This window comes from Streptomyces sp. NBC_00435 (genome assembly GCF_036014235.1).
Taxonomy (GTDB): domain Bacteria; phylum Actinomycetota; class Actinomycetes; order Streptomycetales; family Streptomycetaceae; genus Streptomyces.
Map to the genome: position 1 here is coordinate 766,348 of NZ_CP107924.1, position 25,573 is coordinate 791,920.

A 25,573-nucleotide genomic window follows, 5' to 3' on the forward strand; every position below is an offset into this window, starting at 1 on the left:
TCCCCGCGAGACAGGTCGAGAGTCCGGCTCGCTCTACCGACACTCGGATCCATTGGTCAGTCCTCTTGGAGACGATGCCGGAGGACCAGGTCGGAGATCTCCAGGTGACGCGGCGTCGCCAGCATCCGGACGATCACATCGACGACCTCCTCGATGGCCAGATGCGGCCGTTCGTAGAGCGGAGTCCGCGCCGTTTCATCGGCACGGAAGAAGTTCGCATCAAAGCCGGTGCCGTTGATGAGCGCCGGTGAGAGCATCGCGACCCGCGTGGCCCTCGCCGCGCTGACAGACCAGTTCCGGAAATCGTTGACCATCGCTCGCCCGGCCACCTTGGTCGCGGAATATACGGCGTTGCCTGGTGAGTTCGACGGTCGGTGAGCCGCGAGGGAACCGACATGCAGGTAGTTCTCCGGATCCGGGTCGAGAGTTCCCACCACGGAGAGGACGTTGGCCAAACCCGCGACATTGGTGGCCGCCATCTCGGACCACTCCGGCGACCCGTCCGAATCCCAAGGTGCGTAGAACCCGACACCGACACAGTTCACGACCGACTCGACCGGCCCGTCGAGCCCGCCGACGGCGCCCACGAGCGCGGCACGGTCCGTCACATCGGCGACGACCAGCGACCGACCGAAGGAGGATTCCGCTCTGCGACTGAACCCCACCGCCAGAGCACCCTCGCCGAGGAGGCGTTCCAGAAGCGCCGCACCTACGCCCGACGACGCGCCGAGGACAATGGTCAGACCGTGCCGCTCAAGCATGACTTGCCCACTCTCCGACGCTCACAAGACCCAGTCCTGGCGAGGAGGGCGCCTGCAGGTATCCGCCCTCCATCCGCCAGCCCATCGTTCTGAGCACGGACGGATCGGACGCGGAGTTTCCGGTGAGGTCGAGTTCGATCAGGTCTCCCCCGACTGCACTGACGACGTGGTAATTGGCTGCGGTCGCGACGATCGAGGAGAAGTTGTGCGGGACGAAACCTAAATCCAGGCGGTGGGCGAGGTCGGCGATGGCCATCGTCTCCGCGATCCCGCCCGACCAGCACGCGTCCGGCTGGATGTAGTCGACCGCGCGCGCTTCCAGATAGCGGCGGCAGCCGGCGAAGGTCGGGTCCAGCTCGTAGCCGCCGACGGGCACCGCGCCACTGAGCCGGAGCTCCCGACTCGCGTCCGGGTTGCCGAACGGGATGGGTTCCTCGAAGAACAGGATGTCGAGTTCACGGACGCCGGACATCACCCGGAGCGCTTCAGGAACGGTGAACGCATTGTTCGCGTCGAGGATGAGCAGGCGTTCCGGCCCGAGCGCCGCACGTGCCTGGTGAGCACGCCCGATCGCCTCATCAACCCCGTGCCGACCGACCTTGATCTTCAGACCTGAAGGGTCGCTGTCCAGCGCGGCGGCAAGATCGTCACGGAGGACCGTGACCTCATCGGCACGGCTCCCACCCCGGTAGAACCCCGTGGTGCCGTACCACCGGACCGGGCGCGCCTCGCCTCCCAGCAGCGCGCTGAGGTCCAGCCCTGACGCGGCGCCCTGCAGGTCCCACAGAGCGATCTCGATGCCCGAGATCGCGGAGACGACGACGCCCACATGGCCGTAGTGGGCGGTGTCCCGGAGCAGGGAGCGAGCCGTCTCGCGCGGACGGGCGGGATGTCCGATCAAGGGGGCTGCCAGCTGCTTGATCGCCACTGCCACAAGTTCGTGACTTCCGCCGAACGCTGCCGCTTCGCCCCATCCGACCGAACCGTCCTCGGCCTCGATCCGGACGAGCACCTGATGGCGCTGGGTGATGCGTGAGCGCGCGTCGAAAAGGGGCTCGTCGAGATCGAAGCCGTTGGTGATCACCTCCACAGCAGTTACACGCATGCCGGGTCGCCTCCTTGCCCCGCCGATACCTCGATGGCCTCGCAGACCCGCACCGCGTGAAGCGCGGCCGCCGCAGTCAACTCAGGCTCTTCGCCACTCGTGCACGCAACGACGAACTGGTCCACTGCCTGCTGGTAGGCAGCGAGCCGGACCGAGCTGTCGAAATCGTCCCAGGTACCCAGGCGGCCGAGTTCCTGCGCGTGATCGGCGGCGTGCAGCACGGCCGAGCCGTAGGAGTCCACCTGGAGCATTCCGACCTGGGTCAAGAGCTCGAAGGCCAGCTGGGCGCGACCCGGCTGCGTATCGGCCCCCTCCGCCAACAGGTCGGAGGTGAACACGGAGAACTCCTGGCCGTCAGCGAACCTCAACACCGCCGCCGTCGCGCGCTCAACTCCCTGGACCCGCATACTGCGGGCCTTGACCTCGACGCACGGAACCTTCGTCCACGTGTGCAGGAGGTCGATCACGTGGACGCCATAGCCGAGCATGAACCCGCGACTGCCCGCCTGGGCCTTCCACGGCTGCGTACCCGCGTGCTCGATCAGACGGGCCTGGCCGCCGATCAGCCGCACTCCCTCGCGCTCCAGGAAGTCGCTGACCGCCCGATGAGGGCCGCGATACCGCTGGAAGTGATTGACCGAGAGCGTCAAGCCGCGGCGAGATGCGTCCGCGATCAGTTTCTCGCCTTCCGCCGCAACGGTCACGAACGGCTTCTCACAGAAGACATGAACGCCGGACGCCAGCGCCTGCTCGACCAGCCAAGCATGGGTCGCGTGCGGTGTGGCCACGGCCACCGCGTCCGCCGAGGCAAGCACGTCCTCGACCGACGCTCCCGCCCGGGCCCCATAGCGACTGCAGAGTTCCTCCACCCTGCTCCCGCCGGTGACGACGACACGGCCCACTCGCGGCGACGCGGTCGCAGCCGCGACGAGGGTCCGGGCGGCGAAGCCCGACCCGATGACCCCGATCGTGAACTCGTCCCTAGAATCCGATTGCATCGCCACCCCCGATCGTCTGGCTGAACGCATCGATGGCCCGCTGCGCCCACCACGCGTCCTCGGCGAGGGCCAACTGCTCGCCGTACTCCGGCTGGTACAACGCTCGGAGAGCAATCGCGCAGAAGCGCGTGACCTTGAAGATATGCCTCAGGTCCCGCGGGAAGTCGTCCTTGTCGCAGTGGCTCGCGAAGACCTCCTCGCGCGCCCCGGTGGACTCGTCCACCCGCGTGACCCGCAGGCTGTCGCAGTCCCAGCTCGGCCGGTCGAAGGCGAGAACCGCTTGGAAGAGAGCACCGGCGAGGCCCGTCCGGCCATAGAGCACGATGCGCCGGTCGCGGCCCTCCCAGAGGAACGAGGAGTGGCCTCGTACCGGAACCCCGTCGATCGTGTATTCGACGTCGACCGTGTCGAGGAGCTCGCGGTCGACCACGGAAAAGCGGCTCCGGCTACCCGACGCGGAGCGGACCGAGAACATCGCGTCCGGCCGGGCTCCGATCAGGGTCCGAACCAGATCGACCGGATGCGAAATTTCCGACAACACTCCCATCGTCGGACGTGGATCCATGAAACGGTACTTGCCCCAGTGGAATTCCACGCGCAATATCTGCGCGTCGTGAAAGGCGCTCCACTCCCGAAACTGCTCGACGACAGGACTGTATCGCTCGACGAAGTTGACGCAGATCAGTCGATCCCCGAGGCGATCGATCACTGCCTCGCACTGGGCGAGCGTCTCGGTGAGTGGCTTCTCGGACAGAACGGCGCGCACGGACGTGAACTCCGCAATCATCGCCAATGCGTCGTAGTGTCCGACCTCGTTAATGCACACACAGACCACATCGGGTGCAATCTCCTCGAGAGCCGTGCGCAGATCCGTGAAGCATTGGGTCGAAGACCCCTGCAACTGGCCAAAGCGTGAACCGTCGATGTCGCAGACCCCGGCCAACTCCAGGGCCGAGCAGGTCTCGTCGAGAAATCGGAGTGACCGCAGGAACCGGCCGCCTGCCTTACCCAGCCCCACGAGGAGCACGCTCGGCCTCTCGGCGATCAGGTCATCCACATCCGACAGATCCAGCGCGGAACGCGCCGTCGGAGAGACCTGACCGCCGGCTGCATGGCCGTCCTCCAGCGCCGGGTCTGAGAAGGTCACGCGCCAGCCTCGGCTTTCAGAGCAGCCACCGTCGAGCGATAGTCGGTGTCCCGGGCGAACTCCTCCGCCGCGGCCTCGCGATCATGGTTGCTGCTCATGTCGGGGAGTAGGTCGACGGGTCCGCTGGGGACGGACCGGACGATCCGGTCCACCTCCGCCAGCATTTGGTTCTCATGACGGAGCATCTGCTCGAGATGGACCCGACGTGCAATCGGCACGGTCGCGCCGTTCATGAAAGGCCCGTATACGGACTGCGGCCGAAAACGAGCTGTGCGAAGAACGTTGTCGAGAAGCAACTCTTCGTCGTTGTACCGAGCATGGGCGTTGATGCTCAACATCCTGCGCTTGTCGCCACCTCCCCACGAGGAATGCATGAGATTCTGATGAAACACAACGACATCACCAGGCCGCGTGTTCAGAGTCGTGCAGGGCACGGAATCCCCAGGGACACCGAGAGCGCGTTCGCTCATACCCACGTCCAACTGCAGTTCGACGACCTCAAGACTTGGAACATGCGTCCTGGGAATGACACTCAGACCGCCTCGTCCTGGTCCGGTCTCGTCAAGGTAGATCGCGATCTTAACCTTGTCATGGAATGAGAAATCATCCGTATGCCAACCCGTGTTGCCGGTGTAGTGGTTCGCCACGCTGCCGAAGTACTGCCAATCCGATCCCAACAGCGCATCGAAGATTCCGACCACCTTCGGGCTATCGATCAGCGCCGAAAGACGTGACGAAGAATCGAGCGCCTGCCAGTGCAACGTTCGCGTCGGCTTACCTTCCTGGTCGAGAGTTCGGCTCGTACCCATAAGGCGGTCGAAGTCCCCTGCGATTTGGTCGATCTCTTCGACGAGGAGGTGTCGGAACACCCGGTACCCGAAGGTCCAGAAGAAGTGGATATCCTCGTCGTTCATAGTGGATGAACCTCTATTAGATGAGTCATTCCGAATGCTGGTAGTGTGTCCGGGAACGCAGACAGGGCGTCCAAGATTGTTGCTGGGTTTCAGTTCAGAGTCGCGACAACTGCGGTTCGTAGACTCCCGCCTGGACGGGATGTTCCCGTACGTGCCCGGGCAGCCGGGCTGGAACAAGCGGCTGCGCGCCGCGTTTCCACTGGTCAAGAAGGAAATACGGCCGCTCGCCGTCGACGTGGACTTCTGGTTCGACAGCCAGCTGGATCGTCGACTCCACGCCGGTGGAATGCGGCTGCTCGCGCCCGACGGTGAAGCGGTCGGACATGGCCGGATGGGCCGGATACGGGTACCGCGCCGGCCACAGCCGGTTCTTCTGGGGCCTGCGCCTGTTCCACAAGGGCTTCGCCTCCAAAGAGTTCGAGGCCGATCTGACCTTCAGAAGTGCCGAGTTGCTGCGGCCGTCCCGGTGGATGGCGGGCTTGTGCCGTAGTTCAAGGAACTCGAAGTACACGCTGAGAGAGTGCGCCTTGTGGACCTTTGTGGCATGAGCCATGCCCTGTTGATGTCGGCCGAAGAGCCGGTCCAGATCGCGAGGTTCCATCTCCCTCAGCGGGCGCGTGAACCGTGAGCGCGCTTCGACGATCACGCCAACGTCCTCGGCGACCGTCCCGTCGCTGATGCCGACCGAAGCCCGGGCGAGCACGAACTCGGACAACAAGTCATGCTCGAAGGCCGCGAGCTCCTCCGGCGTCGTCAAGCGCAGTTCCGGACGCAGGTCTCGCATGATCGCCAAGGACACGAAACCTCCAGCTCGACCATTTGACCAACTGATCGGACTGGACGATGTTATCTCAGGAATTATGAGATTCCACCGAAATGGCCAATCTCTTGCGTGAGACGAATAGACCTCCAGGTCAGACGCACGCTGCGGCGAGACCGCGCTTCGGTGTGCTTGAGGAACCCTCGGGAGGAGAGCCAACCGGCCGCACGCTGCATTCGCTCGCCAGGAACCGGACCCCGAGGAGGAGCTCCATGTTCCCCTCGACTACGCCCTGCAGATGGCGTTTCAGCTCCGCCGTACCGCGCGGTGATCTCCACCGCGCCCCCACCGTTCACGTGGAACAGCCTCAGTCTCAGCACCCCCATGCATCCCGTTACGGGACGCCACAGCAGCGGCGAAGACCGAATTGTTTCCATCCCCGCCTTCGGGAACGCAAATTTCCTGTGAGAGGCTGAAGCCGAAGCCGACCGCCCCACACGTACCCTTGTGGCACAGGTGTGGCAGAGCCACACGACTCGTGTTCGGAAGCCGCGTTCTCACAGGTCAGCCCCAGTAGCTCAGCGGATAGAGCAGGCGCCTTCTCAACACCCGCCCTATCTCCCCTCACCGGAGAAGCCGACCTCTCATCAGCCCGGGGCGTACCGATGACTCAGCCGACTCCATGATGACGGAGCATCCGGGCCTGACACGAAGGTCACCGTCGACACCCCTCTGAGCGGCCAGGCGAAAAGGCACGTCGGCCTACCCCTGCCTGGCAACCGCAACGACTGCCGGGCTTTGACCGAGTCGGGCCAGGGGTGAGGCCGGCCGGCTGACACCGCCGGCACCGCCTCGCAGATCACCGTTGTTCCCGGCGCGCCCGTTGCCACCGCCGTTGACGGTGGACGGCGCACGGCCCTCCTGGATGCTGTTGCTGCACAGCACCGGCGGGTTGACCCAGGAGATCCGGCCCGTGTCGCCGAGGACGTACCCGTCCCGTCCCAGCCCCTTGGGGGCACCGGGCCTTGGCAGGCGGTGTCCAGGGTATTTCGGAGCGCCCATTTAGGGCGATGTCATGTGATTTGTGGTGGCTTGGTTCCACTAGCGTGGGCGGGTGGCCGAGCGATTCGTTTCGAGTGTGGTGCGCCGCGTGGAGGGGGCTGTGCGCCGCCGGGCGGGAGTCGCGTTCTCCGCGGTCGCCTGCGCGGCGGCCGTGACGGGTGTGGCCATCGCGCTGGCCGAGGGGAGCGCGCACCGCGTGCTCGCCTACTTCACGATCCAGAGCAACATCCTGGTCGCGGTGACCTTCGCCCGGCCGGTCCTTCGCGTCCGGGCGCGCGGCCCGTGGTGGGAGCCCCGGTTCGCGGGCGGGGTGCTGCTGGCCGTCCTCGTGACCGGGCTCGTCTACCACCTCTACGAGTTCGGAGCCGAAGTACGCGGCGGCGCCATCGCGACCGGGTCCGTGGACTGGCGGACCGTCTCCTGCCAGCTCCTGCACACGGTCACCCCGATCAGCGCGGCCGTCGCGTGGGCGCTGCGGACCACGCCGGGCGGCCTGCGCCCGCGCCATGCCGCCCAGTGGCTCCTCTACCCGTTCGCATACCTGATGTTCACCCTGCTGCGCGGGGAGCTGCTGGAGCCCGGCACGCGGGCCCGGTACCCCTATCCGGTCCTGGACGTGGCCCGCTACGGGTACGCGGTCGTCCTCGGCAACAGCCTGCTCTTCGCACTGGCCTTCTCTACGGGCGCCTTGGCGATCCTTGCCGTGGACGGCCTCCTCGGAAGGCTCCGGGGTGCCTGTGGTCCGCAGGTCCGTCTCCGGCTGGGAGACGGACCGCCCGACGCTTGGAACAGGACGGCCGATCGACAGGGAGAAACCTGTTCGAGTGAAAGTCGACCCGCAGCGCCCCGCGACCACGTCGGAGGGGAACGAGTGTGGTGAGCACACCCACAGGTATATGCAGCGGACCCGCACCACGCCGGGCCCGTCGTTCCCCGCTGTCGGCCACACTCCGAGGCCCGCGGCCCTCTCCGGAAGGACCCCCGTATGACCCGCCGAATCAAGACCGCCGCAGCCGCACTGATCCTGGCCACCACCCTGACGGGCACGCTGGCCACCGGGTCGGCGCAGGCGGAAGTGGTCCCGAACGTGTGCGGCGGGAAACTGACCGACTACGTCGGCGCCAGCAACCTCGTCCTCCCCGACGAGCCGTTCGTCGGCAAGCTGACGCTGACCAACGGCACCGTGGTCGACATGACGGTCACTCCGGTCTTCCTGACCGCCAATGTCCTGCGGGTGGAGATCGGCACCGGCGATTCCGGCAGGGTCAAGAGCGGCAACTTCTCCCTGGCGGTGGACGCCAGTGGGCGCGGACAGATCAATTTCTCCGTCGTCGACGGTGCGGCCAGCAGTACGAACGTCAACTGCGAGTCCAGTTCACTCACTCCGACGCGCGTCACCCAGCTGATCGGCGAGATCAAGTTCAAGGACGATCCCACCAAGTCCAAGTTCGTCGTGAGCCGCACCTGACCCTGCCACCTTCCCCCCTCCCCCTCCCCCCTCCCCCTCCCGCTGAGGTGTCGTCGGCGGAGTCTCCGTCGGCCGATCCGGCCTCCGTGCGTGACGTGGGCCTCCAAGACCCGGTTGTGGTCTTGGAGGCCACGGTGCCGCCGTGAAGGTCCGGCCTGCGGGCGCGATCTGGCACATGCTCGGGAACGTCGATGTCGTGCACGGGCTCACTACCTGCTGATGCACGGCCTGTTCGAGGGGTTCGGGGCGAGTACCACGACCCTGCGGCTGCCGGCCGTCCGGTTCTACCTCCAGGAGGGCAGGCCGTACGCGCTGGTCGCGGCCGAAGCCGGGCTGTCGAGCCTGCCGCTGGTGAGGTTCCTGCCAACGCGGCGAGGCTGACGGGGATGACCTGCTGCGGCGACCTCGATGCCGACGAAACCGGATGCGGCACACAGCCAGTTCGCGCTCGGGCTCAAGATCGCTGGGCCGTTCACCGATGACCATGACGGGAAGATTCCGCTGCCTGGGCTGCGGCCGCCTCACACACCGCCATCGTCTGTCGGAGGTCTCCGCCATGTCCACCGATCCACCCCGTCACGCATGGCTGTCCTGGACGGGGCGCCGACTGTTCGCCGTCGCGACCCTCGTCCTCGGTCTCGGGGTCGGAGGGACGATCGCGTTCGTCGGCGCCGACTCCCGTGGGCCCGCCGGAGCACCCGAGGTCACCGTCCTGACCCGCAATCTGTACCTCGGCGGGAACATTGCCCGCCCCCTCAGCGCCACCCGGGGAATCAATGACCCCGACGCAGTTCTGGCAGCCTTCGCCCACGCCAACGATGCCCTGCGCGCCATCGTTGATCAGACGGACTTCCCCTCACGCAGCAAGCTCCTGGCCGCCGAGATCGCGGGCGGCGCACCCGACCTTGTGGGGCTCCAGGAAGTGGCTCTGTGGCGGTCCGGCCCGCTGGAGACGGATCAGATGGGTGTCGCCAACGCGGCCACCGTCGACTACGACTACCTCGCACTGCTGCTAATCGACCTCAATCGCTTGGGGCATCCATACGAGGCGATTCAGGTGCGGCAGGAATCCGACGTGGAAGGTCCTGCCTTCCAGGGCACACCGGGCACCGCGAGTCTGAAGGAACCGCGCGATGTACGGCTGACCCTGCGCGATGTCATCCTGCGCCGCAGTGGCTCCCCCGTCCGTGTCGAGGGGGTGGGAGGCGGCACTTACCGGGCGCGACAGGACATCTCACTGGCAGGCAGGAGGATCGCTTTCCTCCGCGGATACGGCTTCGCCGACGTGCACCTGGGTGACCAGCGGTTGAGGTTCATCAACACCCACCTCGAGTCACAGTCCTCCCTCACCGCGCTGGACCAGGCGCACGAGCTGCTTGCCGGGCCCGCCGCCATCGCCGGCCGAGCCGTCGTCATCGCGTGCGACTGCAACTCCGACCCCCTCGATCACACGCGCAAAGCCGGCGACCCCACGCCGCACTCCGCGACCTATGACCTGATCACCGGCCAAGGACGGTTCACCGACCAATGGCTCCTGCTCTCGGCCTCGAACCCCGGCCACACCGCCGGATTCTCGGAGCAGGTCAACGACCCCGACACCCGCAAGGTTGATCACCGTGTGGACATGGTCTTCGCCAAGGCCGCCGACGGGTCGGCCCTCACCACCGCCGACGGGCGCGTCACCGGGCTCGAACACCGGAGCCCCGAAGGGCTGTGGGCCTCTGACCATGCCGGAGTCCAGCTGCGCCTGCGAACCTGATACCCGGCTCTGCGGCAACCCCATCGGCCTGGAAGCCCGCTGCAACCCCCGAAGGGGCAACACCCGGCAACAGATCTCGTCCGGGTGTCGGCAAAAACGACCTCCGCCCAGACCGTAGGCGACGGGCTGCCCTTCCGACTCCGAGTTACGGATCATCAGCCTGCCCGCAAGGGTCGAAGGGACGCATTCTGTTTGCCCTTTGACGCTCTTGTCTCGGCGAAGGTCCCGACTTTCTGGGCCGATCTGGCGCTGACTGATTCCCAATGAGGTTGTCAAGCCGGCTTGGTGACTCGCGGTGAGGGTGTCAGCCCAGTGGGACGGGGTTCTGTGGTGCGGTGATTTCGAAGGGTCGGCCGTCGCGTACGAGGGCCCACAGGACGTTCAGGCGACGTCGTGCGAGCGCGATGACGGCCTGCTTGTGGTTCTTCCCCTCGGCTCTTTTACGTTCGTAGAACGCCTTCGAGGTGGGGCAGCATCGGGCGGCGACCATTGCGGACATGGAGAAGACCCGCAGCAGGCGCCGGCAGTAGGGTCGTGGCGGCGCATGTCGCCGCTAATCCGCCCCGAGTCCTTCGGGACCGGGGCGAGTCCCGCGACGCCGGCGAGCCGGTCGGAGCTGCCGTAGACACCCGTGTCGCCGCCGGTGTGGGCGATGAACTCGGCGCCGAGGACGGGGCCGATGCCGGGCATGCTCAGGATGACCCTGGCGTGCGGGTAGTCGCGAAACCGGCTGCCGCCGGGCGCCCTGCGCCGCATAGTCTGCAAGCGACCCTTGGCTCCAGAGCTGGCGACGGCCGGGCGCCATCTCCTGTGCTGACCAGACCACTCTGCCTGTCGATCACGTGCCGGGCAGCCTCTCATCCGAGCATCGCTATGTCTCTGGGCGAGAGCCGGGGGTCAGGCCTTTCCGAGGAGGGTCTGGAGAGGTTGGCGAAGGTTCCCGAGCGGAACGGGGGAGCCTCGCTGTCCAGGCCTAGAGCTGCCATCTGGGCGAAGCCGGAGTGACTGACGCCAAGCACCGAGCAGACCCGTGAGACGAAATGAATCCAGGTTCTCCGGCGCATCCGTTTTGCGCCGTCTCGAACTCAAACGGATCGCGGTCAACGCTGCTTAACCAGCACCGAACCAGCACAGGAGCCAGCACCACCTCCCCGAAAGAGGCGCAACTCCGCAATTCCGGCAGGGGCTTCCCGCCCGCTTCCGGACGGGTCCGAGGGGATCGATTCGGGCCGAGTGGTGGTCGGACACACTCAGGTGGGGTTGATTGTGATGGCACGCCACATATACCGCTGACCTGCGGACTTCTACGTTGTGGCCACACCGACGTCCCCGCAGACACCCTGGAAGTGGTGCACATGGTCTCCCCCGGAACCGCCCCCAACGCTCCATCCGGAATCCGGCGGATCGTCGCCGCCAGTCTCATCGGGACCACCATCGAGTGGTACGACTTCTTCCTCTACGGGACCGCCGCGGCCCTGGTGTTCAACAAGCTGTTCTTCCCCACCGCGGACCCGCTCACCGGAACCCTGATCGCCTTCCTCACCTACGCCATCGGGTTCCTGGCCCGGCCGCTGGGCGGGGTCGTCTTCGGGCACTTCGGGGACAAGGTCGGCCGCAAGAGGCTGCTGGTGCTGAGCCTGCTCATGATGGGCGGGGCGACCTTCGCGATGGGGCTGCTGCCCACCCATGCCAGCATCGGGGCCGGCGCTCCGGTCCTGCTGACCGTGCTGCGCCTGGTCCAGGGGTTCGCGCTGGGCGGCGAGTGGGGCGGGGCCGTGCTGATCGTCTCCGAGCACGGTGGGGACGAGCATCGCGGGTTCTGGGCATCCTGGCCGCAGTCCGGGGCGCCCGGGGGCAATCTGCTGGCCACCGGGGTGCTCGCGCTGCTCGCCGCCGTGCAGACGGACGCGGCGTTCCTCTCCTGGGGGTGGCGGATCCCCTTCCTGCTCTCCGGGGTCCTCGTGGTGGTCGGGCTGTGGATCCGGCTGTCCGTCGCGGAGTCACCCGTCTTCCTCGCCGCACGGGCCGAGGCCGAGGGCAGGGCCGAGGAGGAACGTGCGCCCGTCGTCCAGGTGTTCCGCAAGGACTGGCGGCAGGTACTGACCGCCATCGGCACCCGGTTCGGCGAGAACATCTCGTACTACGTCCTCACCTCCTTCCTCCTCGTCTACGTCACCACCCACCTCGGCCTCCCCAAGACCACCGCGCTCAACGCGCTCCTGATCGGCTCGGCCGTCCACTTCGTCACCATCCCCGCCTGGGGCGCGCTGTCGGACCGGATCGGCCGCCGCCCCGTGACGCTGATCGGGTCGGCCGGCATGGCCCTGTGGGCGTTCGCCTTCTTCGCCCTGGTGGACTCGAAGTCGTTCGCCGTCATCACCCTGGCCGTCACCGCCGGGCTGTTGCTGCACGGCGCCATGTACGGGCCGCAGGCCGCCTTCGTCTCCGAGATGTTCGACACCAAGGTCCGCTACTCGGGGGCCTCGATGGGCTCCCAGCTCGCCTCGATCGTCGCGGGCGCCCTCGCCCCGATCATCGCCGTCGAGCTCCTGAAGGACTACGGATCCTCCGTTCCGGTCTCCGTCTACCTGTCCGCGGCCGCCGTCGTCACCACCGTCACCGTCGCCTTCGCCCGCGAGACCCGGGGCCGGGACCTGTCGGTCCCGAGGGCGGGGGCGCCGGAATCCGGGGGCGGGTACCCGGCCCGGTCCGCGGCCACGGTCTCCGATCCCGCCTGACCCGGCCCTCGAGGCCACCCTTCAAGGCCGCCCTCAAAGCCAAGCGCCACAAGCGGAGTTCCCGCCGCGGCCGCCGGCCCCTCCCACCGCGTCGCGCCGAAGGGCTGCCAGCATGGCCCACGTGAACGATCCCACCGAGCCCGTGATCCCTCCGGCGCACGCTCCCCCGGACGGAACCCTGGCCGCGGCAGCCTTGCGGCAGCTCATCGGCCTGCTCGCCCGGGGGGCGCCCGCCGAGCAGTTCGCCCGGCCCGGCGCGCAGGCCCGTACCGCCGGGGCCGAACCCGCTGAACAGGCGGTCGTGGAGGAGGCGACCCGGGTCGCCCTCGACATCCGCCGCACCCTCGACCAGCACCGCCGTCGCGAGGCGGAGCTCACCGCCCTCTTCGACACGGCCGGGGACCTCGCGGCGCTGCGCGACCTCGACGCGGTGCTGCGGGCCATCGTGCGGCGGGCCAGGACGCTGCTCGGTACGGACGTCGCCTACCTCACGCTCAACGACCCGCTCGTGGGCGATACGTTCATGCGCGTCACCGACGGCTCCGTCTCCGCCGCCTTCCAGCAGCTGCGGCTGGGCATGGGCGAAGGCCTCGGCGGCCTGGTCGCCCAGACGGCCCGCCCGTACGCCAGCTCCGACTACCGGGCCGACGACCGGTTCCGGCACACCAGCACCATCGATTCGGGTGTGCGCGAAGAGGGACTGCGGGGCATCCTCGGGGTCCCGCTGCGCGTCGCCTCCCGGGTGATCGGGGTGCTCTACGCCGCCGACCGGTCGGTGCGGGAGTTCGCGCCCGACGCGGTCGCGCTGCTCTCCTCGCTGGCCGACCACGCCGCCGTGGCCATCGACGGGGCACGGCTGCTGGAGGAGACCCGTACGGCCCTGGCGGAACTCAACTCCGCCACCGAGACCGCCCGGGCCCACAGCGAGGCCGCCCGGCTGGCCACAGAGACCCACGACCGGCTCACCGACCTGGTCCTGCGCGGCGGGGACGTCACCGATGTGGCCCGGGAGGTCGCCGCGCTGCTCCGGGGCGGGCTGGTGGTGCACGACGCCGACGGCGCCGAACTGGCCCGGGTCGCCACCGGGCCGATCGACCCGCCCTCCCAGGGGGTGGCCGCCTCACGGTCGGGCGGTCGGGCGGTTCCGGTGGACGGGGTGTGGGTCTGCGCCGTGCTGGCCGGGCCCGAACTCCTCGGAAGCATCGCCCTGACGGGGCGGGCGGACCTGCCGGACACCGATCGGCGGCTGTTCGAACGCACCGGCCTGGTCACCGCGCTGCTCCTGCTGCTGCGCCGCTCGGTGGCCCACGCCGAGGACCGGGTGCGCGGCGAGCTGCTCAGCGACCTGCTGACCCCGCGGAGCCCGGGGCGCACCCGCGACAGCGGAAGCCGGACGATCCGGGCTCGCAAACTCGGCGTGAACCTCGCCCGCCCGCACGCCGTCCTGGTGCTCCACTGCGACGCTGCCCTGCGGCCCCGGCTGTCGGCACAGGCGGCGCGCCGTGCCCGCGCACTCGACGGGCTGGCCGGGCTGCACGAGGGCCGCGTCGTGTTCCTCGCCCCGGCGGAGCGGCCCGGGGACCTCGCGAGGTCCCTCGCCGCCGAGCTGGGGCAGTCGCTCGGCGCTCCCGTCACGGTGGGCTCCGCGGGCCCGGACGGCGGGCCGGACGGACTGCCGGCCGTGTACGCGGAGGCCCTGCGCTGTCTCCAGGCCCTGCACGCCCTGGGTCACACCGGCTACGGAGCCGCCCTCCCCGACCTGGGCTTCGTGGGCCTGCTGCTCGGGGACCGCGGTGACGTCGGCGGGTACGTCCACCGGGTGCTCGGCCCGGTCATCGAGTACGACGCCCAGCGCGGCACCGAACTGGTCAGCACGCTCCAGGCCTACTACCTCCACGGCGCGAGCCTCTCCAAGGCCAAGGACGCCCTGCACATCCACGTCAACACCGTCGTGCAGCGCCTCGACCGGATCCGACGTCTCCTGGGCGAGGACTGGAACTCCCCCGCCCGGGCCCTGGAACTCCAACTCGCCCTGCGCCTGCACCTCCTGGCGAAACCCGGACCACCGTCGACGGCCTGACACCCGGGGGCCGCGGTGATCCGGACCGGTCCCCGGCCGGGACGTTCGCACCCACGACGGTCCGGTCGCGAGCCTGTACGCTCTGGCCGTGCTTGAGACGCCGGGCAGGGGAAGTACGGGCGATCTGCCCGAGTGGTTCGCACCGCCGCGGATGATCGGCGGACTCGTCACGGGACCGGTGGTCATCAGCCGGTCGGACCGGCTCGTGGTGGCCGTCCGGCAGGTGCTGGCCTATCCGGTCGGCCTCGAGATCGAGGTCGAAGCCCATGCGCGCGGGGCGTCACCCGGTGGGGCGTCACCCGGCGTGCCGTCACCCGGCGTGCCGTCACCCGGCGTGCCGTCATCCGGCGGGCCGTCCGCCGACGCGACGGACCTGGACCTCCGCGAGCTGTCCCAGCCGCTGTTCCGACTCCGGTTCGCCGACGGCAGCGGCGTACGGCAGGACGACGAGACCGGGCTGCGCGGCGGGCGTGGGCCCGTGCTGGTCGTGAACAGGTTCGAGGGCGGTTCGGGCGGTCCGGACGACGGCGAGGACGTGCGCCTGTCGCTGTGGACGTGGCCGCTGCCCCCGCCGGGTCCCGTCACCGTGTCGTGCTCGTGGCCGCGCCGAGGGCTGCAGGACGCCGGTGTCGTCCTGGACGTGGGCGCGGACGCGATCCGCTCCGCCGCGCTGCGGGCCCAGCCGTTCTGGCCGCAGGGATTCTGAAGCCCCGGGTCCGGGCTATCCCACCTGCACGTCAACGATGCGGCCGTCGCGCAGTTCCACCACCCGGTCCGCCAGCTCCATCAGCGCCGGGTCGTGCGTCGCGACCAGCGCCGTGACCCCCTCGCTGCGCACCACCGCGCGCAGCAGTCGCATGATCTGACGGCCCGTGTCGGAGTCGAGCTGGCCGGTCGGCTCGTCCGCGATGATCAGGTCGGGTTCGTTCGCCAGCGCGCGGGCCACGGCGACCCGTTGCTGCTGGCCGCCGGAGAGTTCGCCGGGGCGCTGCTCGCTCTGGTCCGACAGGCCGACGAGGGCGAGCAGGGTACGGGCCCGCTCCTCACGCTGCTTGGCCGGCACCTTGCGCAGCCGCATCGGCACCCCGACGTTCTCGGCGGCGGTCAGGGCGGGGATCAGGCCGAAGGACTGGAACACGAAGCCGATCCGGTCGCGGCGCAGCGCGAGACGGCCGTCCTCGTCCAGGCCGGCCAGGTCGGTGCCGTCGAGGGCGACGCTGCCGCCGGTGGGGGTGTCTAGGCCGCCGACCAGGTTCAGCAGGGTGGTCTTGCCCGAGCCCGACCGCCCCTTGAGTGCGGTGAGTTCGCCCCGGCGGACCTCGAAGGAGACTCCGCGCAGCGCGTGCACGGCCTGCGGACCGGTGCCGAAACTGCGTCGCACTCCCTCGACGACCACCATCGGCGGCGCCACTTCGTCCTGCCGCCGCTCCTCCTGCTGCTGCGTCATGCTGCGATTCCCCCTGGAAAGATTTCAGCCCCTGGAACGGCTCGATCGGCGTGATTGCCGTCCCACCCCGTCGATTTGTTCATCCGATGCACCATTCACGCAAGTCCCTTCCGCTATCTGTTCGAATCTGGCAGCATCGTCCGCTATCCGGGGCTACCAGTCCGGTGCGGGGGAGGAACAGGAACATGCTCGGCTTCGTCGTGCGCCGGCTGCGCGGGCGATTGCCGCTCGCAGCCGCCGTACTGTTGACCGTTTTGATCACCACGACGGTGCTGACGGCGCTCTTCGCGTTCACCCGCACCGTGGGCGAGGCCGGACTGCGCCAGGCCCTCCAGGGACCCGGCCACGCGCGCAGCACCGTACTGATCAGTGGTGGGCATCCGTCGGCGGACCGCGCCAAGGACGACGAGGCGGTACGGGGCTTCGCGCGCGAACTGTTCGGCCCGCTGCCGGCCGCCGCCGAGAGTGTGGCGCGCAGCCGTTCGTACGGGCTGCCGGGCCCGAACACCCCTGGCAAGGATGCCGACCTGACCCTGCTGGCGGCCTTCGCCAAGGAGCGCGTACGGCTCCTCGCCGGTGCGTGGCCGCAGCCCGTCGCGGGACCTGTCCCCGGTCCCGGCGGCCGGGTTCCCGTGGCCGTGCCGAAGGCCGCGCTGGACCGACTCGGGCTGGCCGAGGGGGCACTGCCCGCCGAGGTGCGCCTCGCCGACCGCTACGGCGGCTCGCCGCTGACCGTGCTGGTGACCGGCGTCTACCGGCCCGCCGACCCGGACTCCCCGTACTGGCGGCTCGATCCGCTCGGCGCCCGCGGACTCCAGGTGGCCGGATTCGCCACGTACGGCCCGCTGCTGGTGGACGATTCCGCGTTCACCGCCGGCGGTCTGACGCAGGACAGCCGCGTGGTGCTCCTCACCCCCGACTTCGCCACCGTCGACCCCGCCGGGGCCGAGGCGGTCCGGGCCCGGGCCGCCAAGGCTTCCGAAACGCTCCAGCGGGTCTCCGGCCTGCGCTCCGAGACCGACCTGCCGGTGCTGCTCGGGGAACTGGGGTCGGGTCTGACCGTCGCCCGGTCCACCCTGCTGGTCGGGGCCCTGCAACTCGCCGTCCTGGCCGGCGCGGCGCTGCTGCTCGTATCGCACCTGCTGACGGAGCGCCAGGAGGGCGAGCGCGCCCTGCTCACCGCGCGCGGCGCCTCCCGCCGCCGGCTCGGCGTGCTCACCGCGGCCCAGTCGCTGCTGCTGGCGCTGCCCGCCGCCCTCCTCGCGCCGCTGCTGACCCCGGCGCTGCTGCGCCTGCTAGGCGGCTACGGCTCGCTGGCCCACGTCCCGTTCGCCGTCACCCGGAGCTGGCTGCTCTGGCCCGTCGCGGCGGGCTGCGCCCTCGGCTGCGTCGCGCTGACCACCCTGCCCGTGGTGCTGCGCGGCGCCGCTGCCGCCGCCCTGCACCGGACCGGCCGCCGCCAGGCGCTCGTCGCGGGGGCCGCCCGCTCCGGCGCCGACCTGGCGCTGGTGGCCCTGGCCGTACTCGCCTACGAGCAGCTCTCCCGGTACGGCGCGGGCTCGCCGGGCCCGGCGGCTGCCCGGTCCGACGGGCTGTTCGGCGTGGACCCGGTACTGGTCGCCGCGCCGACGCTGGCGCTGTGCGCGGGCACGCTGCTGGTACTGCGGCTGCTGCCGTTCGCGGCGCGGCTGGGCGCGCGGATCGCCGCCCGGGGCCGGGGCCTGGGTCCGGCGCTCGTCGGCTGGCAGCTCGCCCGCCGGCCGCGACGGGCCACCGGGCCGGTGCTGCTGCTCGTACTCGCCGTGTCCAGCGGGGTCCTCGCCCTGGGCCAGCACACCGCCTGGTCCATGTCCCAGCGCGACCAGGCCGACTTCACCTCGGCCGGTGGCCTGCTGATCTCCGGCAGCGACCTGCCCGCGATGGGCCGGGGCGGCCGGTACGCGGCGCTGCCCGGCGGGGAGCGCGTGCTGCCTGTGCTGCGGACCCCGAACCAACTGCCGGGAGGGCGCGCCGGACAGGTGATGGCGCTGGACGCGGCGGCCGTCGCCGACCGGGTCGGCCTGCGGGCCGACCTGCGCGACGGGCGCGGCATGCGGGACCTGTTCGCCCCGCTCGCACCCGCGCGGCCCTCCCCGGCCGCTTCGGCCGCCGCGGACGTCACCACCGGCATCCCCCTCCCCGGCAACCCCCAGCGCATCGACGTCTCCGTCTCGGTCCGGTCCACCGGCGCGGGCGGCCGGCCCGGCCTCAGCCTGCTGCTGCGCGACCGGTTCGGCATCACCTACCGGGCGCCGATGGCCCAGCTCCCGGAGAGCGGTGACGCCACCCTGCCGATCCACATCGGCCCGCTGATCGGCGCCCCGGTCGGGTCGGCCGCCACTCCGCTGAGCCTGGCCGGGCTCGTGTTCTCGTACGATCGGGAAGGCACGCTCCCGGGTACCGACCTGAACAGCGGCGCCGAGCTCGACCCGCGCAAGCCCGGCGAAGTGGTCAAGATCTTCGACGAGTTGACCGTACGGAGCCTCGCGGTCGCGCAGACCCGGGACGGCGCGCCCGCTCCGGTCGCCGTGGCCGCACCCGGCTGGAAGCTGTCGGCTCCGTCGCTCACCGACGGCAGCCCCTCCGCCGAACTGCTCGCGGGCGCCGGTCCGGCCGCGGGCGGCCCCGAGCTGGTCAGGCTGCGCTACCGCGACGGTTCCGGCGAGCGCGGCGGCGTGGAGGTCGATCTGACGCCGGGGCCCGCTCCGGCCGCCGAGGTCCCGGGGGTCGCCACCCGGGCGTACCTCGACGCGATCGGCGGGGCCGTGGGCGATCTGGTCCCCGTCCAGCTGGGCGGCGCCACGCTTCCGGTCCGGGTCACCGCCGCGATCGGTTCGCTGCCCGTCGCGGGGGACACCGCGATCGCCGTCGATCTGGCCACCGCCGGCCGGGTGCTCGCGGCCGGCGGCCGGGAGCTGCCGATGCCCGGCGAGTGGTGGCTGCCCGCCGCCTCCGCCGACGATCCGGCGCCGGCCCGGGCCGCCGCCGAACTGCGTTCCGGCGCGGGCTCCCAGCAGGTGCGGCTGCGCGGCGAAGTGGCCGCGACCCTGCTCGACGACCCGCTCAGCGCGGGCCCGCAGGGCGCGCTCGCCGCGCTCGCCGTGGCCTGCGCGGTCCTCGCGGCGATCGGCTTCGCGGCCTCCGCGGCGGCGGCCGCCCGGGAGCGGGCCCGGGAGTTCTCGGTGCTCCTCGCACTGGGGGCGAGGCGCCGGGACCTGGCCCGTACGGCCACGGCCGAGAGCTGTGTGCTGGTGGGGCTCGGAACCACCGTCGGACTCGCCCTGGGCGTGGTCATCGTCCACCTCGTCGTACCGCTGACCGTGCTGACGCCGGCCGCGGGCCGCCCGGTGCCCGAGGTGCTGGTGGACCTGCCCGTGGCCCGGACCCTGCTGCTCGCCGCCGTCATCGCCGCGGCCCCGCTGCTGTCGGCGGTCTTCGGTGGCCGGCGCAACCAGAACCGCTCGAACACAGCCGACCGGCTGCGGCACGTGGAGGACATATGACCGGGCCGGCCCCAACCGACGCCGACCGGCGTACCCCGGACGGCACGGCCCCGGCGCGGACCGGTCCGGGGGCACCGGCCGGGACCTCCCGGCGCGCCCTGTCCCCGCCCGCGCCCTGGGTGCGGACCCGGCTGCGCGCGACCCCGCTGAGCACCCTGCTCGGCGCGGCCCTGGCCTTCGTCGCCGTCCTGCTCTCCGCCGCTCTGCCGCGCGCCGTGGACCGGGGCACGGACCAGGCCCTGCGCTCCTTCCTGGAGTCCCGCGGCACCGACCAGACCAGCCTGTTCGTCAGCGCACGCCCCCGGTACGGGGAGCAGAGCCCGCAGGAGCTGGACGAGGTACTGGCCACCCTGGTCGCCCGGACCGCCCCCGGTTTCGCCGTGGCTCCCTCCGGCCCCGCCCACGGGACCTCCGCGGATGCCCGCTCGCTCGCGACCCCCGGACTGGCCGCCCCCGAGGGCATGCCTCCCCAGCTCGCGCTCTACCACCTGCGCGAGGCCCCGGACCACGTCCGGCTCGTCGAGGGACGCTGGCCGGGCGCCGCCTCCACGCCGGGTGGCCCCGTGGCCGTCGCGCTGTCGCAGAGCGCGGCGAAGACCCTCGGGGTCCGGGTCGGGATGGTGCTGGAGACCACCACCGGCCAGGCCCTGACCACCGTCAAGGCGGAGGTCGTGGGCCTGTACGCCGCGAACGACGCGGCCGAGGACTACTGGAACGGCGACCCCGGCTGCCTCACCCGCGCCTGCCTCACCCAGACCCCGAGCCACCCGCCGATCCCGTACTGGCAGACCGCGGCCCTCACCGGCCCCGAAGGCCTCGACCGGCTCGGTGATTGGGGTGAGGGCGGCACCCGGGACTTCTGGCGGATCCCCGTCGACACCGGGTCCCTGCGGGCCGATCAACTGCGCGCCACCGCCAAGGCGGTCGCGTCCTACGTGAACGGCCCGACCGCGACGCGTCTGACCCGGGAGACGCACCGGAGCGATCTGCGCGTCACCTCCCGCCTGCCCGAACTGTTCACGCTGGCCGAGGCCCGGCGCCAGGCGGCCGCGCCGCTCGCCGCGATGGGTCCGGCCGGGGTGGCCGGGGTGGCCTTCGTGGTGTTCTGTCTGGCGGCCGGGCTCACCGGGGACCGGCGGGAGACCGAGCTACGGCTGCTGCTGGCCCGCGGAGGCTCGCGCGCGGGCATCGTGCGCCGGCTGCTCGCGGAGCACGCCGTCACGGTCCTGCCCGCCGCCGTGCTCGCGACGGTGCTCGCCGTGGTCCTGCTGCCGACGCCCCGCCTGGCGGGCACCCTGCTGGCCGCCGCGGCCGCCACGCTCCTGTCACTGCTGGCCTTCCCCCTGCGGGCCGCCGTGCTGCTGGCGCCGCCGCGCGGGCCGGGCCCCCGTCGTCGCGTGGTCGCCGAGCTGCTCGTGCTGGCCGCCACCGCGGCCGCCGTGTACGAGGTCCAGTCGCGCGGGGTGGCCCCGGCCGGCACCGGGGTGGATCCGCTGCTGGTCGCCGCCCCACTGCTGCTCGCGCTCTGCGGCGGCCTGCTGCTGGCCCGGCTCCAGCCCGTCCTGGTCGGGGCACTGGCCCGGGCGGCCGGGCGGGGTCCTGGGCTGATCGGCTTCCTGGGACTGGCCCGGGCCGCGCGGGGCACCGCACGGCGGTCGCGCCCGTCCGTACTGCCCCTCGTCGCGATGCTGCTGGCCGTGACCACGGGCGGTTTCGGCGCCACGGTCCTGACCGCGGTGGCCGACGCCCGGCTCCAGGCGGCGCGGGAGGCCGTCGGCGGCGACGCCCAGTTGTCGGCGCCCAGCGGGGTGCTCCCGGACGCGCTCACGAAGGCCGCGGCCGCACTGCCCGGCGTACGGTCCTCGGTGAAGGTGTGGAGCGACGACAACGTCTTCCTCTCCGGCACCAGGGCGGGCCGCACCCAGATCTCCGTGATCGTCGCGGACCCCGTGGAGTACGCGAAGCTGTCCGGCGCCGTCGGGCGCGGCCGGTTCGATCCGGCGGTCCTGGCGACCGGCGCCGCGGGTACCTCGGGCGCGACGATACCGGCGCTGATCAGCGGGGACCTCGCGGCGGACGACACCACCGGCTACCAACTGCGGCTGGAGAACGGCGGGGAGCTGCGGCTGAAGGTGGTGGGCGTGCTCGACGGCACGCCCGCCCGGCCGGGCGCCAAGTCCACCACCGTGGTGCTGCCCGCCGGTCCGGTACTGGCCTCCGTGCCCCAGATGGGGCCGCCCAACTACTGGTTCGCGCTCGGCGCGATCAGCCAGCACCGGCTGGAGCAGCTGGTCCGCGCCGAGGACCCGACGGCCGCCGCCGAGCGGTACCGCATCCGCACGAGCGCCGCGTCGTCCGCCGAGCTGGGCTCCGACCCGCTGCAGCGCTCCGCCGAGCGGCTCTTCTGGGCCTCCCTGGCCGGCGCCGCGGGCTTCGCGCTGCTGGCCGTCCTGCTGACCCTGGTCAGGGCCGCCCCGGACCGCGCGGCGCTCCTCGCGCGACTGCGCACAATGGGCCTGCGGCCCCGGCAGGCAGTGTGGCTGATCCTCACCGAGTCGGTGCCCCTGGCGCTGGCCGCCGCACTCGGCGGCGCCCTGGTCTCGGTGGGGGCCGTCGCCCTGCTGGGTCCGGCCCTGGACCTGTCGACGCTGGTCGGCGCGAAGATACAGGCCGGCCTGCCGGTCCTCGTACGGCCCGTGCTGACGCAGGCCCTGGGCCTGGCCGTCCTGGTCGCGGGGGCCGTGCTGGCGGAGGCGGCGATATCCGGCAGGCGACAGATCACGACCGAGTTGAGAGCGGGAGACCAGCGGTGAACAGCGAGCAGCCCACCTACGACGAGCTGCGGCAGCAGGCCCTGGCCGCCGCCGCACCGCGAAAGCACGGGGCGGACACGGCCATCGCCTGCGACCGCCTGGTACGGATCTTCAGCACGGACGGGGTCGAGGTACAGGCCCTGCAGGGGCTGGAACTGACCGTGCGGCAGGGCGACCTGATGGCCCTGGTCGGCGCGTCGGGCAGCGGAAAGTCCACGCTGCTGAACATCCTGGCGGGCCTGGACGTGCCCACGGCCGGCACCGCCAGCGTCGGCGGCTACGACCTGCTGGAGATGTCCGCCCGCGACCGGCTGCGCTACCGGCGCGAGGCGGTCGGGTTCGTCTGGCAGCAGACGGCCCGCAACCTGCTGCCCTTCCTGACCACGGCGCAGAACATCGCCCTGCCGATGCAGTTGAAGGGTGGCCGCCGCGCGGCCGCCAAACGGCACGCGGTCCGCACCGGTGAGCTCCTCGAAGCCCTGGAGATCGGTGATCTGGCGAACCGCCGGCCCGCAGAGCTCTCGGGCGGCCAGCAGCAGCGCGTGGCCATCGCGGTGGCGATGGCCAACGATCCGTCGGTACTGCTCGCCGACGAGCCGACCGGTGAGCTGGACTCCGAGACGGGCGGAGCGATCTTCGAGGCGTTCCGGACCGTCAACCGGGAACTGGGCGCGACCGTGGTCATCGTGACCCACGACCCGCTCGTCGCGGGCGAGGTCCGGCGCACGGTGGCGATGCGCGACGGCCGCACGAGCAGCGAGGTGCTGCGCCGCACGGTCACCGACGAGCACGGCGCCGAGTCGGTCAGCGAACGCGAGTACGTGATGCTGGACCGCACGGGGCGGGTGCAGCTCCCGCAGAAGTTCCTGGAGGCGCTGGGGATGGAGCACCGGGTGGCGGTGGACCTGGCCGCGGACCACATCGAGCTGCGCCCCGACGACGCGTCGGCGCCTGGCCCGGACGGGTCGCCGGACCCGGCCGCGGGCTGACCCGGACGACGAGGGTGACGGAGCCGTGGGTGTCCGGTCCGGTCAACGGCATCCTGTACAACGCGATGTTCCGAAAAGCCTGTTCGGAGCTCGACGAGGAACCGGTCCGCCGATTCGCCCTCGCCCTGCGCGAGGAGCCGATCAGCCCTCGGCCCCTGTCCGTGCAGGCCGCCGGCCTGCGCGAGGCCGTGGCCTCGGGCGCCGCACTCGCCTCGGCGTTCACGCCGTACCCGGCACAGCGGCCCTACGCCGAGTCCGCGTTCCGCACCTTCCTGACCCGGCTCGCGGACGCGCTCGACGCCCAGGGCTGGTGAGACCCGAGGGCGGGGCGCGTGCTCCGGCCCGCGCGGTGCGCCGCCCGGTGATCCGTCGCGTGCGCGTCACTTCCGTGGCCCGGGTGTCGTTAGGCGCTCGGGGTTGACTCGGGGGGCGAAGGGATGACGGAATGCGGCAGTTTCCTCTGGAGATGCACCACATGGCACCCGGTCGGGTCGTCGAGTGGCGGTTGCGGTCCACGGCGGCGGAGAGCACCGATGCGGGTGGCGCGGCGGACAGGAGGGCCTCCTTCAACCAGGACAAGCACTTCACCGTCGCCGAGGAGAGCCGTGCGGCCGATGATCCCATCGCTTCGTGGATCGCGATCACGTTCGAGGTCGCGGGCGCACTGGACGAGGACGCCCTGACGCGCTCGCTGCTGGCCTTCGCCCGCCGGCACGAGGTGCTGCGCTGCGAGTTCCGGCGCCTCGCCGGGGAGTTGGCGTGCGTGCCGATCCCTCCCGAGCAACTGGTTCTGGACTCCCTCGAGGTGGCTTCCTTCGACAGCAGCGCGGAGCTGACCGGCTTCCTGGTGGAGCGGTTCAAGCGGAGCATCGACACCCTGTCCTGGCCCCTGTTCACGATGGGCGCGGTGCTGCGCGAGGACTCGGCGACCGTCTACCTCGCCTTCGACCACATCGTCTGCGACGGGCTGACGATGCCGGTCGTGGTCCAAGAGGTGCAGAACGGCTACGAGGCCCTGCGCCGCGGGGAACAGCTCGACCCGGCGCCCGCGCCGAGCTATCTCGACTTCGCCGAGGAGCAGCGGCGCCGCTATCTCTCCATCGATGCCGACGACGAACGACTGGGCTACTGGAAGGAGTTCATCGCGCGCGGCGACGGCGACTTCTTCCCCCGCTTCCCCCTCGAACTGGGTGTGGAGCCGGGCCGGATGTACGCGACCGTGAACGAGGCCTCGCAGCTGCTGGACGCCGCCGAGGCCGAGGTGTTCGCGAAGGCCTGTCTGGCGGCCGACGGGAAGCCGTTCATGGGCCTGCTCGCCGCCGTCGCCGTCTGCCTGCGGGAGGCGGGCGGGCCGGGCGTCTACCGGGGGTTCATGCCGGTGAGCGAGCGCGGCCGCGCCGCGTGGACGAACTCGGTGGGGTGGTTCGTCAACACGCTGCCCGTCGAGTTCGACGCCTCCCCCGGCCGGGACTTCGCGCAGGTCATGGCGTCCGTGCGGGCCGGGTTCACCGAGATGATCGGCCACATCGACGTACCGTTCGTGCGGGCCTGGGAGCTGCTCGCCCCCGAGGAGTTCGCCGCCCGCTCCTGGCCCTACCCGGTCAACTTCTTCTCGTACATCGACACGCGCAAGTGCCCGGGCGCCGAGCGCCACGAGGACTGGCGGCCCAACTCCCACGTGTGGCTGGCCCAGGGCAACGGCACCTCTTCCTGGTTCCAGCGGGACGCGGACGGGCTGCACGTCAACTCGATCTACTCGGACACCCCCACCGCCCGCCGCACGATGGAGGGTCTCCTGGAGGCCCTGCGCGAGACGGTCCGGGAGATCGCCCGGCACGGTTCCTTCCGCCGCCCCATCGCGCTGACCTCGCCGCGCCGGCCGGGGGCGCTGACCCCGCGCGACGTGGCGGCCTTCGCCCGGCGCTCCTGACCCGCCGGAGCCCTTGAGACCCCGAGCCCGTGCGCCCCGGGCGCCGGAGCCGCGCGGCGG

At 71.0% G+C, this 25,573-nt stretch carries 18 protein-coding genes and 2 pseudogenes; 13 read left to right on the forward strand and 7 right to left on the reverse strand.

Annotated features, from left to right (window positions below; all coding sequences use genetic code 11):
* Positions 1–56 precede the first annotated feature (56 nt).
* The 5 genes from OG389_RS03375 to OG389_RS03395 are packed head-to-tail and all read right to left on the reverse strand — an operon-like array spanning position 57 to position 4,925.
* The gene (locus OG389_RS03375) at positions 57–761 is read right to left on the reverse strand and encodes an SDR family oxidoreductase (RefSeq protein ID WP_328296950.1); all 705 of its coding nucleotides are present in this window, start codon (positions 759–761) and stop codon (positions 57–59) included.
* A complete protein-coding gene (locus OG389_RS03380; protein ID WP_328296951.1) occupies positions 754–1,866 on the reverse strand; it encodes a mandelate racemase/muconate lactonizing enzyme family protein in 1,113 nt (370 codons plus the stop codon). Before OG389_RS03380 ends, OG389_RS03375 begins: the two co-directional genes overlap by 8 nt.
* Entirely contained in the window at positions 1,857–2,864 is a 1,008-nt protein-coding gene (locus OG389_RS03385) for a Gfo/Idh/MocA family protein (RefSeq protein ID WP_328303483.1), read from the reverse strand. Before OG389_RS03385 ends, OG389_RS03380 begins: the two co-directional genes overlap by 10 nt.
* On the reverse strand, positions 2,848–4,011 hold the full coding sequence (locus OG389_RS03390; RefSeq protein WP_328296952.1) for a Gfo/Idh/MocA family protein: 1,164 nt from the start codon (positions 4,009–4,011) through the stop codon (positions 2,848–2,850). Before OG389_RS03390 ends, OG389_RS03385 begins: the two co-directional genes overlap by 17 nt.
* Positions 4,008–4,925 (reverse strand): phytanoyl-CoA dioxygenase family protein, encoded by a 918-nt coding sequence (locus tag OG389_RS03395; RefSeq protein ID WP_328296953.1) that lies wholly within the window; start codon positions 4,923–4,925, stop codon positions 4,008–4,010. Before OG389_RS03395 ends, OG389_RS03390 begins: the two co-directional genes overlap by 4 nt.
* Positions 4,926–5,004: 79 nt before the next feature.
* Here OG389_RS03395 and OG389_RS03400 point away from each other — a divergent pair.
* From OG389_RS03400 to OG389_RS03420, 5 genes and pseudogenes are all read left to right on the forward strand, one after another.
* Positions 5,005–5,389 (forward strand): annotated as a pseudogene (locus OG389_RS03400) (IS982 family transposase); the annotation flags it as partial.
* Positions 5,390–6,799: 1,410 nt separating this feature from the next.
* Positions 6,800–7,627, forward strand: a complete 828-nt coding sequence (locus OG389_RS03405) for a Pr6Pr family membrane protein (protein WP_328296954.1) — start codon at positions 6,800–6,802, stop codon at positions 7,625–7,627.
* Positions 7,628–7,732: 105 nt separating this feature from the next.
* Positions 7,733–8,215, forward strand: coding sequence for a hypothetical protein (locus OG389_RS03410; RefSeq protein WP_328296955.1), 483 nt, complete (start codon positions 7,733–7,735; stop codon positions 8,213–8,215).
* Positions 8,216–8,434: 219 nt separating this feature from the next.
* Complete coding sequence (locus OG389_RS03415; protein WP_328304357.1) at positions 8,435–8,596, forward strand: hypothetical protein; 162 nt, start codon at positions 8,435–8,437, stop codon at positions 8,594–8,596.
* Positions 8,597–8,771: 175 nt separating this feature from the next.
* On the forward strand, positions 8,772–9,974 hold the full coding sequence (locus OG389_RS03420) for a hypothetical protein (RefSeq protein WP_328296956.1): 1,203 nt from the start codon (positions 8,772–8,774) through the stop codon (positions 9,972–9,974).
* A 304-nt stretch (positions 9,975–10,278) separates the two neighbouring features.
* Here OG389_RS03420 and OG389_RS03425 read toward each other — a convergent pair.
* A pseudogene (locus tag OG389_RS03425) lies at positions 10,279–10,703 on the reverse strand (transposase); the annotation flags it as partial.
* 626 nt (positions 10,704–11,329) lie between these two features.
* Between OG389_RS03425 and OG389_RS03430 the strand changes: the two are divergent.
* From OG389_RS03430 to OG389_RS03440, 3 genes are all read left to right on the forward strand, one after another.
* Positions 11,330–12,712, forward strand: a complete 1,383-nt coding sequence (locus OG389_RS03430) for an MFS transporter (RefSeq protein ID WP_328296957.1) — start codon at positions 11,330–11,332, stop codon at positions 12,710–12,712.
* A 112-nt stretch (positions 12,713–12,824) separates the two neighbouring features.
* Positions 12,825–14,792 carry a helix-turn-helix domain-containing protein gene (locus tag OG389_RS03435; RefSeq protein WP_443059202.1) on the forward strand — a complete coding sequence of 656 codons (1,968 nt, stop codon included), beginning with the start codon at positions 12,825–12,827 and terminating at the stop codon, positions 14,790–14,792.
* Between the two features lie 88 nt (positions 14,793–14,880).
* The gene (locus OG389_RS03440; protein ID WP_328296958.1) at positions 14,881–15,498 is read left to right on the forward strand and encodes a hypothetical protein; all 618 of its coding nucleotides are present in this window, start codon (positions 14,881–14,883) and stop codon (positions 15,496–15,498) included.
* Between the two features lie 15 nt (positions 15,499–15,513).
* On the opposite strand, the gene OG389_RS03445 is transcribed toward OG389_RS03440, so the two are convergent.
* Entirely contained in the window at positions 15,514–16,239 is a 726-nt protein-coding gene (locus OG389_RS03445) for an ABC transporter ATP-binding protein (protein ID WP_328296959.1), read from the reverse strand.
* A gap of 185 nt (positions 16,240–16,424) precedes the next feature.
* Between OG389_RS03445 and OG389_RS03450 the strand changes: the two genes are divergently transcribed.
* The 5 genes from OG389_RS03450 (at position 16,425) to OG389_RS03470 (ending at position 25,513) form a co-directional block, all read left to right on the forward strand.
* On the forward strand, positions 16,425–19,781 hold the full coding sequence (locus OG389_RS03450; RefSeq protein WP_328296960.1) for an FtsX-like permease family protein: 3,357 nt from the start codon (positions 16,425–16,427) through the stop codon (positions 19,779–19,781).
* Positions 19,778–22,594 (forward strand): hypothetical protein, encoded by a 2,817-nt coding sequence (locus OG389_RS03455; RefSeq protein ID WP_328296961.1) that lies wholly within the window; start codon positions 19,778–19,780, stop codon positions 22,592–22,594. The genes OG389_RS03450 and OG389_RS03455 overlap by 4 nt, the downstream gene beginning before the upstream one ends.
* The gene (locus OG389_RS03460; protein ID WP_443059203.1) at positions 22,591–23,583 is read left to right on the forward strand and encodes an ABC transporter ATP-binding protein; all 993 of its coding nucleotides are present in this window, start codon (positions 22,591–22,593) and stop codon (positions 23,581–23,583) included. The genes OG389_RS03455 and OG389_RS03460 overlap by 4 nt, the downstream gene beginning before the upstream one ends.
* Positions 23,584–23,612: 29 nt before the next feature.
* Positions 23,613–23,897, forward strand: a complete 285-nt coding sequence (locus tag OG389_RS03465) for a hypothetical protein (protein WP_328296962.1) — start codon at positions 23,613–23,615, stop codon at positions 23,895–23,897.
* Between the two features lie 131 nt (positions 23,898–24,028).
* Positions 24,029–25,513 carry a condensation domain-containing protein gene (locus OG389_RS03470; protein WP_328296963.1) on the forward strand — a complete coding sequence of 495 codons (1,485 nt, stop codon included), beginning with the start codon at positions 24,029–24,031 and terminating at the stop codon, positions 25,511–25,513.
* Positions 25,514–25,573: the final 60 nt, after the last annotated feature.